Source organism: Pseudomonas sp. 8O (genome assembly GCF_902506495.1).
Classification (GTDB): Bacteria; Pseudomonadota; Gammaproteobacteria; order Pseudomonadales; family Pseudomonadaceae; genus Aquipseudomonas; species Aquipseudomonas chaetocerotis.
This window is the reverse complement of record NZ_LR733264.1, coordinates 918,358-936,092: the sequence shown is the minus strand read 5'-3', so window position 1 is coordinate 936,092 and position 17,735 is coordinate 918,358. Positions and strand designations below refer to the sequence as shown.

Here is a 17,735-nt window from a genome sequence, read left to right as displayed (position 1 = left end):
CCATTGTGCACAATCTTTAAATAAATTGTTTTTAACCATGTCCACGAGTTGCTATAGTCGGCATATCCTGACCGATCGGACAATTTTCGATTGATTGGAGCAGAGGTGCCGTGAAGCCTCGTGTAAGCCCATGACCATATAAAAACAACTGGCAGGCTATGACATGACCACAGACAGCAACACCCAAGCCCCAGCTGCGCCCGTCGGCAACAGCGACCTGATCTATCAGCTGGACGACACGCCAGCTTTCGCCCCAGCCATCTTCGCGGCGCTGCAGCATGTGCTGGCCAGCTTCGTCGGCATCATCACCCCTACCCTGATCGTTGGCAGCGCCCTCGGCCTCGGCGCCCATGTACCTTATCTGGTGAGCATGGCGCTGTTCGTCTCCGGCCTCGGCACCTTCGTCCAGGCCAAACGCATCGGCCCTATCGGTTCCGGCCTGCTGTGTTTGCAGGGCACCAGCTTCGGTTTTCTCAGCGTGATTCTCAGCGCCGGCTTCATCGTCAAGGGGCGCGGCGCCAGCGAGGAGGAGATACTCGCCACGCTGTTCGGCATCTGCTTCTGCGCCGCGTTCGTCGAGATTGCCTTCAGTCAGTTCATCAACAAGCTGCGCAAGGTGATCACCCCGGTGGTCACCGGCACCATCATTTGCCTGATGGGGCTGTCGTTGACCAAGGTGGGCATGACCGATCTGGCCGGTGGCTATGGCGCGCCAGATCTCGGCGCCCTGCACCACCTGGCCCTCGGCGGTCTGGTGCTGGGCACCATCGTCGTGCTCAACCGCGCATCCTCGCAGGTGCTGCGTCTTTCTGCAGTGATCATCGGCCTGACCCTGGGCTTCGCGGTCGCCTGGTTCACCGGTCGGGTGGACTTCGCCAACATGGCCGAGGTGCCGCTGATCAGCGTGCCGCAACCGTTCAAGTACGGCTTCGGCTTCGACTGGATCGCCTTCGTACCGATCGCCGTGATCTTCCTGATCACCCCACTGGAAACGGCAGGCGATCTGACCGCCAACTCGATCATCTCCAAGCAGCCAGTCAAAGGGCCGCTGTACATGCGCCGGATCAAATCCGGGGTGCTGGCCGACGGCTGCAACTCGGCGGTCGCCGCCATGTTCAACAGCTTGCCGATGACCACCTTCAGCCAGAACAACGGGGTGATCCAGCTCACCGGCGTGGCCAGCCGCCATGTGGGTTTCTACATCGCCAGCATCCTGGTGCTGCTGGGCCTGTTCCCGGTGGTGGGCGCAGTGTTGCAACTGATGCCCAAGCCGGTGCTTGGTGGCGCCACGCTGATCATGTTCGGCACCGTCGCGGTGGCCGGTATCAAGATTCTCAGCGAAGCCGGCCTGCACCGCCGCAACGTGCTGATCGTGGCCATTTCTCTGGGTCTTGGCCTGGGTGTAGCCGGCGTACCGGATGTGCTCTCGCACATGCCGGACGTGCTGAAGAACATCTTCGGCTCGCCCATCACCATCGGCGCCTTCAGCGCCATCGTGCTGAACATCTTCCTGCCCGACGAGAATCACGAAGTCGAGGAAGACGACTACGACCCCGAGGCGCACCTGCACACCGTGCTGCAGAACCGCCCGGATGATGCAGCCATCGACGACAGCAGCCTCAAGACTCTGAGCCGCGACCTCGACCCGGCCGCCCGACCAAGCTGACCCCTGGCTTAGACCCAACTCCCGACGGCACACCGCCGGGAGACGCACGCTTGCACCCCAACAATAAGGAAAACCCATGAAACTCAAGCATCTGCCCCACTGCCTCGCCCTGTCAGCCGGACTGTTCTCCGGCCAGCAGGCACTCGCTGGCGACCTGCTCTACTGGCAGGACAACAGCCTGTCGTACCTGTACGGCGAGAACTTCCAGCGCATGAACTTCAATGGCGAAGAACAGCGCACCCAGACCACCTTCACCTTCGAGCACGCCAGTGGCTGGGCCTGGGGCGACGTCTTCTACTTCCTCGACTACATCCGCGCCGACAACGTGCAGTCGCGCGGCAGTTTCGACAACGGCACCTTCCGCCAGCATGACAAGGATTCCTTCTACTACATGGAGTTCTCCCCGCGCGTCAGCCTGAGCTGGCTGACCGGGCAGAAGCTGGCCGCCGGCCCGATCAAGGATGTGTTCGCCGCCTTCACCTACGAGAAAGGCGAAGGCGGCCCTGGCCCGGAGAACTACCTGTACGGTGTTGGCCTCGACTGGGAAGTGCCTGGCTTCACCTACTTCAAGACCAACCTGTACCAGGTGAAGATCAACAACCACACCTTCTTCGCCGACAGTAACAGCAACGGCTACGCCACCCAACTGACCGTCAGCGCGGCTTACCCGTTCAGCCTGGGTGACCAGGACTTCGTCGTCGATGGCTTCCTCGACTGGCGTTCGCCGTCGCGTGACGCCGGCACCCAGACCTCGGTCGGCTCCTCGATCCAGGTCAAGTGGGATGCGGGCAAGGCCCTGTTCGGCAAGGAGCGTCAGCTCTACGTGGGCACCGAGATCAACATGTGGCGCGCCAAGTACGGCGTGAAACCGGTGGATGGTTCGGATGATCGTTTCGACCAGACCGCCCTGCAGGCACTGGTCAAGTATCACTTCTGATCACTGCCGCAACGCACTTGGCCGACGTCGGGTAGGGACGGCGGCCGGGTAAAAAGGGGGATGGGCGTTCGCGCCCCTCCCCCTTTTTCTTTGAGCGGGAAATGGCTGGTGCGCACGGCGCACCCTACGCAGGCGGCTACCACCCGTAGGGTGCGCCGCGCGCACCGCCTTTGCCGACGCGACCTGAATTACCGCACCAACCCGACGCCAGCAGACAAACCCGGCACCACGTCGGTGCACAATCGGGCGCACCCCAGGCGCCCTCCAATCAACGCCTTGCAATCACACAACTGACCGCAAGGTCAAGTTTTTGATCACAAAATTTCTATTTTTTGTGTGCAATTTGTCCAAAAGCCATATTCAGCAATGCATTTTCTGTGTACAAGACAATCAGGTTCCTACCGAAGCACTGTCGAAATGGCTGTATACATCGATTCAGTCATGACGCGAATACAAAATCGGAACGAAACCTGCAGACAAATCTCCTCACAGATCGCCGCGGCGCAAGAACAGTACTGGGAGCTGTCCATGTCCAACACCGAAGACTTTCGCATCAAGAACATCGATCCGTCGTTATACAACGAGGACCTCGCTCCACTGGCTCCCGAGAAGCGCACCTGGGGCTGGTTCGAGATATTCAACGTCTGGTCGAACGACATTCAAAGCCTGTTCGGCTATACCCTGGCAGCCACGCTGTTCATCTCCTACGGGCTCAATGGCTGGGCGGTGCTGGCCGGTATCGTCCTCGCCGGCTGTATCGTCATGGGCCTGGTGCAGCTGACCGGCAAACCCAGCGTCAAGTACGGCATCCCCTTCCCGGTATTCGCCCGCGCCAGCATGGGCGTGCGCGGCGCCAACTTCCCTGCGCTGGTGCGTGGCATCGTCGCCATCTTCTGGTACGGCGTGCAGACCTACTTCGCCTCCACCGCCGTGGCACTGCTGCTCAACTCGCTGCTGCAGCCGCAAGACCCTGCCGTATACATGGGCCTGACCGCCATCGGCTGGTTGTCCTACGTGATCGTTTGCCTGTTCCAGGTCGGCCTGTTCGTCTGCGGCATGAGCTGGATCACCCGCTTCCTGAACTGGGCCGGGCCACTGGTCTATGTGGTGATGATCGCGCTGATGGGCCTGATCTGGTATCAGGCCGGCCCAAGCCTGCTCAGTGAACTGGGCAACATCTTCAGCGGCACCGGCGAGTACAAGGCCGGCCCGGTGGCTGCGTTCTTCGCCGTGGTCGGCACCATGGTCGCCTACTTCGCGGCCGTGGTGATCAACTATGGCGACTTCGCCCGCTTCGTCAAAAGCGAAAAGCAGATGACCATCGGCAACTTCCTCGGCCTGCCGGTGAGCCTGGCGATCTTCTCGCTGATCGCTCTGGTGATCACTGCAGGTACCGTGGTGGTGTTCGGCGAAACGCTGACCAACCCGACCGATATCGTCGCCCGCGTAGATAACCTGACCCTGACCATCATCGCCGCACTGACCTTCTTCGCCGCGACCGTGGGTATCAACCTGGTGGCCAACTTCATTCCACCGGCGTATGACCTGGCCAACCTTGCACCGGCGCACATCAGCGCTCGCACCGGTGGTTTCATCACTGCGGGCATCGCCTTCTTCATCGGCGCGCTGTGGGTAGCCTTCATCAGCAGCGTCGGCATCGCCGCCTTCGTCGATACCCTGGGCGCCGTGCTGGCGCCGCTGTACGGCATCATCGTCGTCGACTACTACCTGGTGCGCCGACGCAAGCTCGATATGCAGCAGCTGTTCAGCGCCGAGGTCGGCTCGGCCTACTACTTCGACGGCGGCTGGAACCGCAAGGCGCTGGTCGCCTTTGCCATCGCCTCGGTGTTCTCCGTCGCCTCGGTGTGGGCGCCCGTTCTGAGCCAGCTGTCGGGCTACTCCTGGCTGCTCGGCGCCCTGCTCGGCGCGGTGCTGCACTACGGCCTGATGCGTGGTCAGGCGCAGGCGCTGAAACGCGCCGACGCCAGCATCTGAGCGATCACGGACGGGACGAAGCCGGCGCCTGTGCGCCGGCTTTTTCTTTCTGCCGCTCGAGAAAGTCCACCTTCCACTGCTCCAGGCCGATGTAGTCGCTATTCAGGTTGGCCTCGACGCGATAACTCGCCTTGAGCGCGGCAACCTGAGCCGAGTGCTCGGCAAGAAAGCGATCGAAACGAGCGATCAGCTGCGGGTGATGCAGGCTCGACAGGTGAAAGCTGCCACGGGTATGCGGCAACTTGGGATCAAATACCAAAGCACCCGGTCGCGCGCGGATGTTGTCCAGATAATGGGTGGCCACCACCACGTTGAAGTAGGCGCCATCGGTGTCCTGCTTCAACGCCTGGCGAATCATCTGGCGTAGATCGTCGCTGTAGCTCAGCTGGATCTGCCCACTGTCGATAGGCTGTTCGTATCCGCGCGGTGTCCAGCCCTGCACCATGGCCAGACGACGGATGCTCTCCAGCGCCTGCCCCTGGCGCTGCGGCGCCACCAGCACGCCATCGACGTAGTCGACCACCGCCTGGCTGTAATGCAGTGTCATGCCAGCCTTCTGTGCGCCGGCCCAGTGCGGGCTGTCGGGATACTTGAGATCGATCTCGCCGCGCTGCAGGGCCGGCAGCAACTGATCCACCGGCAGCGCCTTGTAGCTCAGGCTGATACCGCTATCGACGGCGAAGGCATCCAGCACCTCGCGGGCGAAGCCACGGTAATGACCTTCGGCATCGAGGCTGTAGTGCGGAGCGAATGGCAGGTCCTCGACGCCGACCACGTAGGTCTGCGCCAGGACTGCGGGTGTCAGCACAATGGTGGAAAACAGGCACAGTCGTACGGGCTGCATTGAGAGCCTCCTTATTGTTGTTATGGGAATCCGATCAGACGGGCTCAGCCGCCGGTCATACTCATGAAGCGCACCACCTGCACCTGCTCGTCGGTGGCGAAGTGATGCCGCTCGGGTTTGAGCCGCAACGCCTCGATCAGCGCCTGACGCAGGCGCCCGCCGTCGCCCGGATGCGCGCGCAGCAGGCGCTTGAGGTCCAGCGCGTTGTCGTGGCCGAGACAGAGCACCAGCTTGCCTTCGGCGGTGACCCGGACACGGTTGCAGTCACCGCAGAAATTGTGGCTGTGCGGCGAGATGAACCCCACCTGGGTCTGCGTACCGACCACTTGCCAGTAACGCGACGGTCCGCCAGTGACCTTGCTGCTGCGCACCAGCGCATGGCGCTTCTCGATGCGCTGGCGCACCTCGTCGCTGGAGCAGAAGGTCTGCTCACGGCTGTGGCTGACCACGCTGCCCAGCGGCATTTCCTCGATGAAGCTGATATCCAGGCCGCGCTCGATGGCGAACTCGACCAGATCCAGCACCTCGTCATCATTGCGCCCGCTCTGCACCACGCTGTTGAGCTTGATCCGCTCGAAGCCGGCCGCACGCGCCGCCTCGATGCCTGCCAGCACCTGGTCGAGCTTGTCGCGTCGGGTGAAAGCGGCGAAGCGCTCGCGCTGCAGGGAATCCAGGCTGATGTTCAGGCGCCGCACGCCCGCCGCGCGCAAAGGCGCTGCCATCTCTGCCAACTGCGAGCCATTGGTGGTGATCGCCAGGTCATCCAGCTCATCACGCTCACCCAGGCGCTGCAGCAGGCTCAGCAGGTTCTTGCGCACCAGCGGCTCGCCGCCGGTGATGCGAATACGCCGCACGCCCAGACCGATGAAGGCATCGGCCACGGCGTAAAGCTCCTCCAGGCTGAGAATCTGCGCACGCGGCGCGAACTGCATGTCTTCGCTCATGCAGTAGGTGCAGCGAAAATCGCAGCGATCGGTCACCGACAAACGCAGGTAGGTGATGCGCCGACCGAATGGGTCGACAAGCTGATGGGTATTCACGGTGGGTCTCCTGCAGCGTCACGCGCCGAGACTTTTTGTCATGGATAACGCTGTGCGCGATAGAAACAGAAAAGCGATTTCCTGTATACAAAAATTTGACTGCAGAGTCAGTTAAGCGCTGGGCAGCCCGTGGCCGCTGGCTTGAGCCTCGTGCAAAGCCGGTGCTACCATGCCCGACCGCCGCCCGGCGGCAGAGCAAACCACAGGGCCTTATGACCAGCATCCGCGAGCGTAACAAAGAGCTCATCCTGCGCGCAGCCAGCGAGGAGTTCGCCGACAAGGGCTTCGCCGCCACCAAGACCAGTGACATTGCGGCCAAGGCAGGCCTGCCCAAGCCCAACGTCTACTACTACTTCAAGTCCAAGGAAAACCTCTACCGCGAGGTCCTGGAAAGCATCATCGAGCCACTGCTGGCCGCCTCTGCCCCCTTCAATCAGCCGGGCCATCCGAGCGAAGTGCTGACCGCCTACATCCGCTCGAAGATCCGCATCTCCCGCGAACTGCCGCATGCCTCCAAGGTATTCGCCAGCGAGATCATGCACGGTGCGCCGCACCTGTCGCCTGAACAGACCGAACAGCTCAACGCCCAGGCCAAGCACAACATCGCCTGCATCCAGCGCTGGATCGATCAGGGCCTGATGGCGAAAGTCGACCCGCATCACCTGCTGTTCAGCATCTGGGCAGCGACCCAGACCTATGCCGACTTCGACTGGCAGATCTCCACCGTCACCGGCAAGGCCAGCCTGGACGATGCCGACTACGAAGCCGCCGCACAGACCATCATTCGCCTGGTGCTCAAAGGCTGCGACGTCAGCCCGATGCCGTCGATGGCCTCCGAGCTGGTGACCAGCGCCTAACTCGAATCCGCGGCATATGCCGAACCCGTAGAGTGCGCCGTGCGCACCGAGTTTACGGCGCAGACGTTCGGGAAGCCTTGGTGCGCACGGCGCACCCTACGGACTGGTGGATGTAAAAAGCGACATCCCCCTACGCAAAGCCGAAACCGTGGGAGGCGCTTTAGCTGCGACGCCTCGGTGCAGCAGTCGCGGCTGAAGCCCCTCCCACAGCCGTAGCCCGGATGCAATCCGGGGCATCGCGCAGCCGCGATCAAACCGGTGCGCGCAGCCTGGACGGCCCCGCGACAACCTAAGCCCCGGCATCCGCCTTCAGCCCCAGCGACTCCAGCGCGCTCACCGCACACTGCTCGTCGATATCCGAGGTGTCGCCGGTGATGCCGACGGCGCCGATCACTTCGCCGCGTTCATCGCGAATCAACACCCCGCCCGGTGCCGGAATCAGGCTGCCCTGCGCCAGATTGTTCACCGCACCGATGAACGCCGGGCGCTGCTGCGCGTCGGCGGCGATCAGGCGCGAGCCCTTGCCCAGGGCCAGCGCGCCCCAGGCCTTGCCGATGGCGATCTGCGGGCGCAGCAGGCTGGCCCCGTCCTCGCGCTGCAGGCAAATCAGATGCCCGCCAGCATCCAGTACGGCGACGGTCAGCGGCGCCGCCTTTATCTCGCGGCCCACGGCCAGCGCGCGGTTACCGATGGCATTGGCGGTTTGCAGGTTCAAGTTGCTCATGCTGGTGACTCCTGAAGTGACGAAGGGAACGAAACACCCGAAGCGAAGCCGGCACTGCGCACGCCGACAGCCCCAGGCAATCCAAAGCTCGCCCCACTATCCCACCAGAAACAAAAAACTCAACCACTACATACAATATTATTTTTTATTGTACACAGTTATCGCGCCACACCTCTTCGCCAGCACTGCCAACCCCGTCAAACGGGCGTTTCAAAAGAATTTGGCCTAGGCGACAGACTGCACCGGAAAAATTGTTGACCGCGAAGTCATGGCCTGCATAGAATCCGAGCCAGGTGTTTTGTATACAATCTGATAACAAAAGAGGCACAAGATTATGGCCAGAATGAGAGCAATCGAGGCAGCCGTACTGGTGATGCGCCGCGAAGGCGTCGATACCGCGTTCGGCGTCCCCGGCGCTGCCATCAACCCCCTGTATGCCGCACTGAAGAAACTCGGTGGCATCGATCACGTCCTGGCCCGTCACGTCGAAGGCGCTTCGCACATGGCCGAGGGTTACACCCGCACCAATGCCGGCAACATCGGCGTATGCATCGGCACCTCCGGCCCGGCCGGCACCGACATGGTCACCGGCCTGTACTCGGCCTCGGCCGACTCCATCCCGATTCTGTGCATCACCGGCCAGGCGCCGCGTGCGCGTATGCACAAGGAAGACTTCCAGGCGGTCGACATCACCAGCATCGTCGGCCCGGTGACCAAATGGGCCACCACCGTCATGGAGCCTGGCCAGGTGCCGCGCGCCTTCCAGCGTGCCTTCCATGAAATGCGCAGCGGCCGCCCCGGCCCGGTGCTGATCGACCTGCCGTTCGACGTGCAGATGGCCGAGATCGAGTTCGATATCGACGCCTACGAGCCGCTGCCGGTGGCCAAGCCGAGCACCAGCCGCGTCCAGGCCGAGAAAGCCATCGCCATGCTCAACGAGGCCGAACGCCCGCTGCTGGTCGCCGGTGGCGGCATCTTCAATGCCGATGCGCAAGACAAGCTGGTGGAGTTCGCCGAGCTGACTGGCGTGCCGGTGGTGCCGACGCTGATGGGCTGGGGCGCGATCCCCGACGATCACAAGCTGATGGTCGGCATGGTCGGCCTGCAGACCTCGCACCGCTATGGCAACGCCACCCTGCTCGCTTCCGACCTGGTGTTCGGTATCGGCAACCGCTGGGCCAACCGCCACACCGGCTCGGTGGACGTCTACACCGAAGGCCGCAAGTTCATCCACGTCGACATCGAACCAACGCAGATTGGCCGCGTGTTCAACCCGGACCTGGGCATCGCCTCCGATGCCGGCAACGCGCTGGACGCCTTCCTAGAAGTGGCTCGTGAGTGGAAAGCCGCCGGCAAGCTGAAGGACCGCAGCGCGTGGGTCGAATCCTGCCGCGAGCGCAAGCGTACCCTGCAGCGCAAGACCCACTTCGACAACGTGCCGGCCAAACCGCAGCGCGTGTACGAGGAGATGAACGAAGCCTTCGGCAAGGACACCTGCTACGTCAGCACCATCGGTCTGTCGCAGATCGCCGGCGCGCAATTCCTGCACGTGTACAAGCCGCGCCACTGGATCAACTGCGGCCAGGCCGGTCCGCTGGGCTGGACCATTCCGGCAGCGTTGGGGGTGGTCAAGGCCGACCCGCAGCGTCAGGTCGTGGCCCTGTCCGGCGACTATGACTTCCAGTTCATGATCGAAGAGCTGGCCGTCGGTGCGCAGTTCAACCTGCCATACATCCACGTGCTGGTGAACAACTCCTACCTGGGTCTGATCCGTCAGGCGCAGCGCGGCTTCGACATCGACTACTGCGTGCAGCTGGCGTTCGAGAACATCAACGCGCCGGAGCTCAACGGTTACGGCGTCGACCACGTCGCCGTGGTCGAGGGCCTGGGCTGCAAGGCGATCCGCGTGTTCGACCCGAACGAGCTGCAGAACGCCTTCGCCGAAGCCAAGCGCCTGATGGCCGAGCACCGCGTGCCGGTGGTGGTGGAGATCATCCTGGAGCGCGTCACCAACATCTCTATGGGCACCGAGATCAACGCCATCAACGAGTTCGAGGAACTGGCCGAGCGCGGCGTCGACGCGCCGACCGCCATCTCGCTGCTGGATTGATCTACCTACTCCCCTCTCCCTTTGGGAGAGGGGCCGGGGGTGAGGGCTGTGCAAGGCACGCGGTCCTCGCTCATTCCGACACTGTTTCCCTCACCCCAACCCTCTCCCGAGGGGAGAGGGAGCCAAATTGAAGGAGCACACCATGCCCCGTTTTGCAGCCAACCTGTCCATGCTGTTCACCGAAGTGGACTTCCTGGACCGTTTCGCCGCTGCCGCCGAAGCCGGCTTCAGCGGCGTGGAATACCTCTTCCCCTATGACTTCGCGGTAGAAGAGATCAAGGCCCGCCTGGACGCCAACCAGCTGGAACAGGTGCTGTTCAACCTGCCCGCCGGTGACTGGGGCAAGGGCGAGCGCGGCATCGCCTGCCACCCGGACCGCGTCGAGGAGTTTCGCGCCGGCGTCGACAAGGCAATCGCCTACGCCAAGGTGTTGGGCAACAAGCAGATCAACTGCCTGGCCGGTATCCGCCCGCAGGGCCTGGATTGCGCGACCGTCGAGAAGACCTTCGTCGACAACCTGCGCTACGCCGCTGACAAGCTGGCCGGTGCTGGCATTCGCCTGGTCATGGAAGCCATCAACACCCGCGACATCCCCGGCTTCTACCTGAACAACACCCAGCAGGCCCTGGACATCCGCGACAAGGTCGGCAGCACCAACCTGTACCTGCAGTACGACATCTACCACATGCAGATCATGGAAGGTGACCTGGCCCGCACGGTTGAAAGCAACCTGGCCGCCATCAACCACGTGCAGTTGGCCGACAACCCGGGCCGCAACGAACCGGGCACTGGCGAGATCAACTATCGCTTTCTCTTCGAGCACCTGGATCGCATCGGCTACCAGGGCTGGATCGGCTGTGAATACAAGCCGGCAACCACCACCGCTGCCGGCCTCGGCTGGATGAAAGCACACAACGCAATCTGACGGCTACACGTGTAGGAGCGGATTCATCCGCGAACACCGGCGAAGCCGGTGCCATTCACCGCGGTGTCTGATTCGCGGGTAAACCCGCTCCTACAGGCTCTGCAGCAACTGGTTCACCACCTACAACGAGGTTATCTCTCATGGCTAAAATCGGATTCATCGGCACCGGCATCATGGGCAAACCCATGGCGCAGAACCTGCAGAAGGCCGGCCACACCCTGTTCTTCTCCGAGCACTTCGACAAGGCCCCGGCCGACTTGGTTGGCGACAACGGCATCGCCCTGGCCAACCCGAAGGAAGTGGCTCAGGAAGCCGAATTCATCATCGTCATGGTGCCGGACACCCCGCAGGTCGAAGACGTGCTGTTCCGCGACAACGGCATCGCCCAGGGCGTCGGCGCCGGCAAGGTGGTGATCGACATGAGCTCGATCTCCCCCACCGCGACCAAGACCTTCGCCGAGAAGATCAAGGCCACCGGCGCCGCTTACCTGGACGCCCCGGTGTCCGGCGGTGAAGTCGGCGCCAAGGCCGCCACCCTGTCGATCATGGTCGGCGGCTGCCCGAACGCCTTCGAACGCGCCCTGCCGCTGTTCCAGGCCATGGGCAAGAACATCACCCGCGTCGGCGGCAACGGCGACGGCCAGACCGCCAAGGTGGCCAACCAGATCATCGTCGCGCTGAACATCCAGGCGGTGGCCGAAGCGCTGCTGTTCGCCGCCAGGAACGGCGCCGACCCGGCCAAGGTGCGTGAAGCGCTGATGGGCGGCTTCGCCGGCTCGAAGATCCTCGAAGTGCACGGCGAGCGCATGATCAAGGGCACCTTCGATCCGGGCTTCCGCATCAGCCTGCACCAGAAGGACCTCAACCTGGCGCTGTCCGGCGCTCGCGAGCTGGGCCTGAACCTGCCCAACACCGCCAATGCCCAGCAGGTGTTCAGCACCTGCGCGGCCCTCGGCGGCAGCGGTTGGGATCACTCCGCCCTGATCAAGGGTCTGGAGCACATGGCCAACTTCAATATCCGCGGCGAGTAAGCGCAGCCCTCTCAGGAAATCCGTGGGAGGGGCTTTAGCCGCGACTGTCGCTGCTGAAGCGCCTCCCACAGATCCCGAAGGCCGCGTTTCGCCCACCCTTTCGACCTTCCTGGCAGGAGGTGTCACGGCCCGATTGCCAGGTCGGTCGATTCCATTCCCCAGGTGCTGCCACGCGGCGCCTGCGGACTGGAATCGATCCACCGAGAGAACATTGATCGTTCCCACGCTCTGCGTGGGCATGCATCCCGTGACGCTCCGCGTCACACAACAGCAGACGCCTTAGCGTCTCGCCGGGCGTTACCACGCGGAGCGTGGGAACGATCATCCAGCGTCACCCCAGAACAAGAGAACACCGCCATGACCTTCGACCCGCAACGCCTGCTGCGCGACCTGTTCGCCACCGCCATCGCTGCCGCGCATCCGCGCCAGGTGCTGGCCGACCACCTGCCCGCGGACCGCAGCGGCCGCGTCATCGTCATCGGCGCCGGCAAGGCTGCTGCGGCCATGGCCGAGGTGATCGAGCAGGAATGGCAAGGCGAGGTCAGCGGCCTGGTGGTGACCCGCTACGAGCACGGCGCCGACTGCAGGAAAATCGAAGTGGTGGAAGCCGCTCACCCGGTGCCGGACGATGCCGGCGAACGCGTCGCCCGCCGCGTGCTGGAGCTGGTGTCGAACCTCAGCGAAGACGACCGGGTGATCTTCCTGCTCTCCGGCGGCGGCTCCTCGCTGCTGGCATTGCCGGCAGAAGGCATCAGCCTCAAGGACAAGCAGGCGATCAACAAGGCGCTGCTGAAATCCGGCGCCACCATCGGTGAGATGAACTGCGTGCGCAAGCACCTCTCGGCGATCAAGGGCGGTCGCCTGGCCAAGGCCTGCTGGCCGGCCACCGTCTACACCTACGCCATCTCCGACGTACCCGGCGACGAAGCCACGGTGATCGCCTCCGGCCCCACCGTGGGCGACCCGACCACCTCGGCCGAAGCCCTGGCGATTCTTGCCCGCTATGCCATCGATATTCCGGCCAACGTGCGCGCCTGGCTGGAAGACCCACGCTCGGAAACGGTCAAGCCCGGCGATCCGGTGCTCGCCCGCAGCCACTTCCAGCTGATCGCCACGCCGCAGCAGTCGCTCGACGCCGCCGCTGCCAAAGCAGAAGCGGCCGGTTTCCCGGTGCTGATTCTCGGCGACCTGGAAGGCGAGTCGCGCGACGTGGCCAAGGTGCATGCCGGCATCGCCCGCCAGGTGCAACTGCACGGTCAGCCGATCAAACCGCCGTGCGTGATTCTCTCTGGCGGCGAAACCACCGTCACCGTGCGCGGCAATGGCCGTGGCGGGCGCAACGCCGAATTTCTCCTGAGCCTCACCGACAGCCTCAAGGGCCTGCCCGGCGTCTATGCACTGGCCGGCGACACCGACGGCATCGACGGCTCCGAAGACAACGCCGGCGCCATCATGACGCCCTACAGCTACGCCCGCGCCGGCATCAAGGGCCTGTCCGCCCGTGACGAACTGGACAACAACAACGGCTATGGCTACTTCGCCGCCCTCGACGAGCTGATCGTCACCGGCCCGACCCGTACCAACGTCAACGATTTCCGCGCCATTCTGATTCTCGAGAAAACCCAATGAACGCCGACAAGAAAGTGAAGATCCTCGCCACCCTCGGGCCGGCGATCCGCGATGCCGCGCATATCCGCCAACTGGTGGAAGCCGGGGTCAACCTGTTCCGCCTCAACTTCAGCCATGGCGAGCACGCCGACCACGCCCAGCGCTACCAGTGGGTGCGCGAGGTGGAGCGCGAGCTGAACCAGCCCATCGGCATCCTCATGGACCTGCAGGGGCCGAAGCTGCGCGTCGGCCGTTTTGCTGACGGCAAGGTGCAACTGGTCAACGGCCAGAGCCTGCGCCTGGATCTGGACGCCACACCCGGTGACGCCAGCCGGGTCAACCTGCCTCACCCGGAGATCATCGAAGCCCTGCAGCCGGGCATGAGCCTGCTGCTGGACGACGGCCGCCTGCGCCTGAAAGTGACCGCCAAACAGAATGATGCCGTAGACACCTGCGTCATCGCCGGTGGCGAGCTGTCCGACCGCAAGGGCGTCAACGTGCCCGAGGCGGTGCTGCAACTGTCGCCGCTGACCGACAAGGATCGCCGCGATCTGGCCTTCGGCCTGGAGCTGGGCGTGGACTGGGTGGCGCTGTCGTTCGTACAGCGCCCGGAAGATATCGTCGAAGCCCGCGAACTGATCGGCGGCAAGGCCTTCCTCATGGCCAAGATCGAGAAACCCTCGGCGGTGATCCACCTGGAAGAAATCGCCAAGCTGTGCGACGCCATCATGGTCGCGCGCGGTGACCTGGGCGTGGAAGTGCCGGCCGAGAATGTGCCGCGCATTCAGAAGGACATCGTGCGCACCTGCCGCCAGCTTGGCCGCCCGGTGGTGGTCGCCACGCAGATGCTCGAATCCATGCGCTTCTCCCCGGCGCCGACCCGCGCCGAGGTCACCGACGTGGCCAACGCCGTGGCCGAAGGCGCCGATGCGGTGATGCTGTCGGCCGAGACCGCCTCCGGCGACTACCCACTGGAAACCGTGCAGATGATGAGCAAGATCATCCGCCAGGTGGAAAACGGCCCAGACTACCAGAGCCAGCTCGACGTCGGTCGCCCGCAGGCCGAGGCCACCGCCAGCGACGCCATCAGCTGCGCCATCCGCCGCATCAGCTCGATTCTGCCGGTCGCGGCCCTGGTCAACTACAGCGAATCCGGTGCCAGCAGCCTGCGCGCCTCGCGCGAGCGGCCCAAGACGCCGATCCTTAGCCTGACGCCGAGCCTGACCACGGCACGGCGCCTGACCGTGGCCTGGGGCATCTACTCAGTGGTCAACGAGCGCCTGCGCAAGGTCGAGGAGGTCACCAGCACCGCGCTGGAGATCGCCCAGGCCCAGGGCATGGCCCAGCGTGGCGAAACCGTGGTGATCACCGCCGGCGAACCCTTCGGCCAACCGGGCAGCACCAACAGCCTGAGGATCGAAACGCTGCATTGAGCCGCGCTGCTCTCCTGTAGGGTGCGCCACGCGCACCGAAAGCCGTACGCACTAATAAAAGGTGCGCACAGCGCACCCTACACAGCCCCGCAGCCCGGATGAAATCCGGGGAATGCTCTGACCCTGCGCCCCGGATTTCATCCGGGCTGCGCGTTGTATTGATTCGTAGGGTGTCGCGGGGCCGCCTGGCCCGTGCGCACCTTGCGTCCCGTTGGCGGTGCGCACGGCACACCCTACGAGCGGCCCCTGCATGTTGCCTCTCCCTTCCCCCACTATCCTGCAAAGCCTGCGCGCCCTGCTCAGCGGCTTCGCTCAGATCTTCCTGCAACAGCACCCCGGCTGCGGCCTGCTGGTGCTGCTGGCCATCCTCATCGGCGCGCCTGACCTGTTGCCCGGCGCCCTGCTCGGTGGCCTGACCTCGATGCTGATCGCGCAACGCAGCGGCTACCCGCCTGCCGACATCACCATCGGCCTGTACGGCTACAACGGCATCCTGCTCGGCCTGCTGCTCAGCCTGAAACTGCCATGGACACCGCTGCTGCCCGTGCTGATCATCGCAAGCGCAGCCCTGTCCAGCCTGCTGCTGGCCCCCTGGATGCGGCGCATGCGCAAACATGGCTGGCTGCCTGCCTTCACCTTTCCCTTCGTGCTGCTGGGTTGGCTGTTGCTGGCTCTGCTCGCTCAGCTGGAGCTGCCAGCTGCACCGCCGGCCAGCGCACCCGAAGCGCCGGAGCTGAACCTCCTGCAACTGATACTCGCCGTGCTGCGCGGCCTGGGTCAGGTGATCTTCCTCGACTCACCATTGGCCGGTCTGTGCCTGCTGCTCGGATTGCGCCTGGCCGATGGCCGCATGGCGCTGTGGGCACTGCTGGGTTCCAGCGGCGGCTTCGCCCTGGCGATTTTCCATGGTTGGCCCAGCGATGGTGCCCTCGCCGGCCTCTACGGCTACAATGCCACCCTCGCCGCCATCGCCCTGGCCCAGGTGCACCGCAGCCCACTGGTACCGGCCCTCGGCATTCTGCTCGCCCTGTTGCTGCAGCCCGGCTTCAGCGCGCTGGACCTACCCGCCCTGACCATGCCCTTCATCCTCGCCTGCTGGCTGATCAGGGCCGGTGCACAAAGTTGGCAAAAGGTAGTCAAGGACAGCACGCCGACGATCTAGAATCGCGCAACGGACTACAAAGCGAGCGCGCAGAACATGGACAGACGAATTCTCGGCCTCAGCTTGCTACTGGCAACCGCTACGACCAGCGCAGAGTCAATCCCCAGCCTGATCGGCCCGGTCAGCGATATCGTGGTGATCGAAGATGGACTCGGCCCGGAGCAAGAAAACTGCCAGAGCTTCAAGGTCAACGAAGCAATGGTCGCCGATTTCCTGCGTTACGCCCTCCTCATCACCCATCGCCAGGAACACGACTGGTATCTCTACGGCCCCTGCCAAGCCCATGGCACCTTGAGCACCCGTTACGGTGAATGGCACTGGCAACTACTCAATCTGGGCACCGCAAGGATTACAGCGATCACCGGTGAAACCTTCGTGCTCGGTGATCCGCGGGAGGAGTCGTCGCTGGAAGGGGATTGAGAACAGAGCAGCAAGCACAACCGCGGCCTTGCCCTCACTCCGCCTTCCTGCCTACGCTGTGCGCTTTCGCTTGATTTGGACCTTGCCATGGAAAACCGGCAGAGCTGGCGCCAGCGCCTTTACATCATCATTTTCGAAACCAGCACGCCGGCAGCGCAGCGTTTCGATAACTGGCTGCTGGTGGCGATTCTCGCCAGCCTGGTGGTGGTGATGCTCGACAGCATCGAGCGCTTCCACAACCAGTACGCCGATGTGTTCGGCGCGCTGGAGTGGTTCTTCACCGCGCTGTTCGCCATCGAGTACGGCCTGCGCCTGTATAGCTCGCCCAAACCGCTGCGCTATGCCTTCAGTTTCTTCGGCCTGGTGGATCTGCTGGCGGTGCTGCCAGCCGTTCTGGCGTTGGTGTTCGCCGATGCGCAGTACCTGATGATCGTTCGCGTCATCCGCATGATCCGCATCTTTCGCGTGCTCAAGCTGCGCCAGTACCTGACGCAGGCCAACTTCCTGCTGGTGGCGCTGCGCGGCAGCAAGCAGAAGATCGTGGTGTTTCTGGTCAGCGTCTCGACCCTGGTCACGGTGTTCGGTGCCCTGATGTACGTCATCGAAGGCCCGGCCAACGGTTTCACCAGCATTCCTACCGGCATCTACTGGGCGGTGGTGACGCTGACCACCGTTGGCTTTGGCGATATCACGCCGAAGACGCCTATCGGCCAGATGCTGGCCACGATGGTGATGATCACCGGCTACTCGATCATCGCCGTGCCCACCGGCATCTTCACCGCCGAACTGGCCAACGCCATGCGCCAGGACGGGCTGATGGAGCATGACTGCCCGCACTGTCGGAAGAACCGCCACGAATACAGCGCGGCGTTCTGCAGTCGCTGCGGTGGGCCGCTGTTCAGCAGGCAGGCCGAGCCGTCATCATCGGCGCAAAGCCCGCCTGAAACAGACTGAAGCAAAACCGATCGGCCACCGCGTGGTCA

15 protein-coding genes are annotated in these 17,735 nt (G+C 63.6%); 12 read left to right on the top strand and 3 right to left on the bottom strand.

Features of this window, described 5'->3' with window-relative positions; all coding sequences use genetic code 11:
• The first annotated feature begins 163 nt into the window (after positions 1-163).
• From GV002_RS07015 to GV002_RS07005, 3 genes are all read left to right on the top strand, one after another.
• On the top strand, positions 164-1,666 hold the full coding sequence (locus GV002_RS07015) for a nucleobase:cation symporter-2 family protein (protein ID WP_178094622.1): 1,503 nt from the start codon (positions 164-166) through the stop codon (positions 1,664-1,666).
• Between the two features lie 76 nt (positions 1,667-1,742).
• On the top strand, positions 1,743-2,603 hold the full coding sequence (locus GV002_RS07010) for an outer membrane protein OmpK (RefSeq protein WP_160017665.1): 861 nt from the start codon (positions 1,743-1,745) through the stop codon (positions 2,601-2,603).
• A 528-nt stretch (positions 2,604-3,131) separates the two neighbouring features.
• Entirely contained in the window at positions 3,132-4,598 is a 1,467-nt protein-coding gene (locus tag GV002_RS07005) for an NCS1 family nucleobase:cation symporter-1 (protein WP_160017664.1), read from the top strand.
• Between the two features lie 4 nt (positions 4,599-4,602).
• On the opposite strand, the gene GV002_RS07000 is transcribed toward GV002_RS07005, so the two are convergent.
• Both GV002_RS07000 and moaA read right to left on the bottom strand, forming a co-directional pair.
• Positions 4,603-5,442, bottom strand: coding sequence for a substrate-binding periplasmic protein (locus GV002_RS07000; RefSeq protein ID WP_160017663.1), 840 nt, complete (start codon positions 5,440-5,442; stop codon positions 4,603-4,605).
• A gap of 44 nt (positions 5,443-5,486) precedes the next feature.
• Complete coding sequence (gene moaA, locus GV002_RS06995) at positions 5,487-6,482, bottom strand: GTP 3',8-cyclase MoaA (protein ID WP_160017662.1); 996 nt, start codon at positions 6,480-6,482, stop codon at positions 5,487-5,489.
• Positions 6,483-6,694: 212 nt separating this feature from the next.
• Between moaA and GV002_RS06990 the strand changes: the two genes are divergently transcribed.
• Positions 6,695-7,339, top strand: a complete 645-nt coding sequence (locus GV002_RS06990; RefSeq protein ID WP_055986324.1) for a TetR/AcrR family transcriptional regulator — start codon at positions 6,695-6,697, stop codon at positions 7,337-7,339.
• Between the two features lie 289 nt (positions 7,340-7,628).
• Here the strand turns inward: GV002_RS06990 and GV002_RS06985 are convergent, their stop codons facing one another.
• Complete coding sequence (locus GV002_RS06985) at positions 7,629-8,063, bottom strand: GlcG/HbpS family heme-binding protein (protein ID WP_160017661.1); 435 nt, start codon at positions 8,061-8,063, stop codon at positions 7,629-7,631.
• Between the two features lie 334 nt (positions 8,064-8,397).
• Here GV002_RS06985 and gcl point away from each other — a divergent pair, with 334 nt between their 5' ends.
• The 8 genes from gcl (at position 8,398) to GV002_RS06945 (ending at position 17,706) form a co-directional block, all read left to right on the top strand.
• Complete coding sequence (gcl, locus tag GV002_RS06980) at positions 8,398-10,173, top strand: glyoxylate carboligase (protein ID WP_160017660.1); 1,776 nt, start codon at positions 8,398-8,400, stop codon at positions 10,171-10,173.
• Between the two features lie 142 nt (positions 10,174-10,315).
• Entirely contained in the window at positions 10,316-11,098 is a 783-nt protein-coding gene (gene hyi, locus GV002_RS06975) for a hydroxypyruvate isomerase (protein ID WP_160017659.1), read from the top strand.
• Between the two features lie 140 nt (positions 11,099-11,238).
• A complete protein-coding gene (locus tag GV002_RS06970; protein WP_160017658.1) occupies positions 11,239-12,129 on the top strand; it encodes a 2-hydroxy-3-oxopropionate reductase in 891 nt (296 codons plus the stop codon).
• A 357-nt stretch (positions 12,130-12,486) separates the two neighbouring features.
• Positions 12,487-13,758, top strand: coding sequence for a glycerate kinase type-2 family protein (locus GV002_RS06965; RefSeq protein WP_160017657.1), 1,272 nt, complete (start codon positions 12,487-12,489; stop codon positions 13,756-13,758).
• Complete coding sequence (pyk, locus tag GV002_RS06960) at positions 13,755-15,170, top strand: pyruvate kinase (protein ID WP_160017656.1); 1,416 nt, start codon at positions 13,755-13,757, stop codon at positions 15,168-15,170. Before GV002_RS06965 ends, pyk begins: the two co-directional genes overlap by 4 nt.
• Positions 15,171-15,420: 250 nt before the next feature.
• Complete coding sequence (locus GV002_RS06955; protein WP_160017655.1) at positions 15,421-16,332, top strand: urea transporter; 912 nt, start codon at positions 15,421-15,423, stop codon at positions 16,330-16,332.
• 36 nt (positions 16,333-16,368) lie between these two features.
• Positions 16,369-16,752 (top strand): hypothetical protein, encoded by a 384-nt coding sequence (locus GV002_RS06950; RefSeq protein WP_160017654.1) that lies wholly within the window; start codon positions 16,369-16,371, stop codon positions 16,750-16,752.
• Positions 16,753-16,839: 87 nt separating this feature from the next.
• Positions 16,840-17,706, top strand: coding sequence for an ion transporter (locus GV002_RS06945; RefSeq protein ID WP_160017653.1), 867 nt, complete (start codon positions 16,840-16,842; stop codon positions 17,704-17,706).
• Positions 17,707-17,735: the final 29 nt, after the last annotated feature.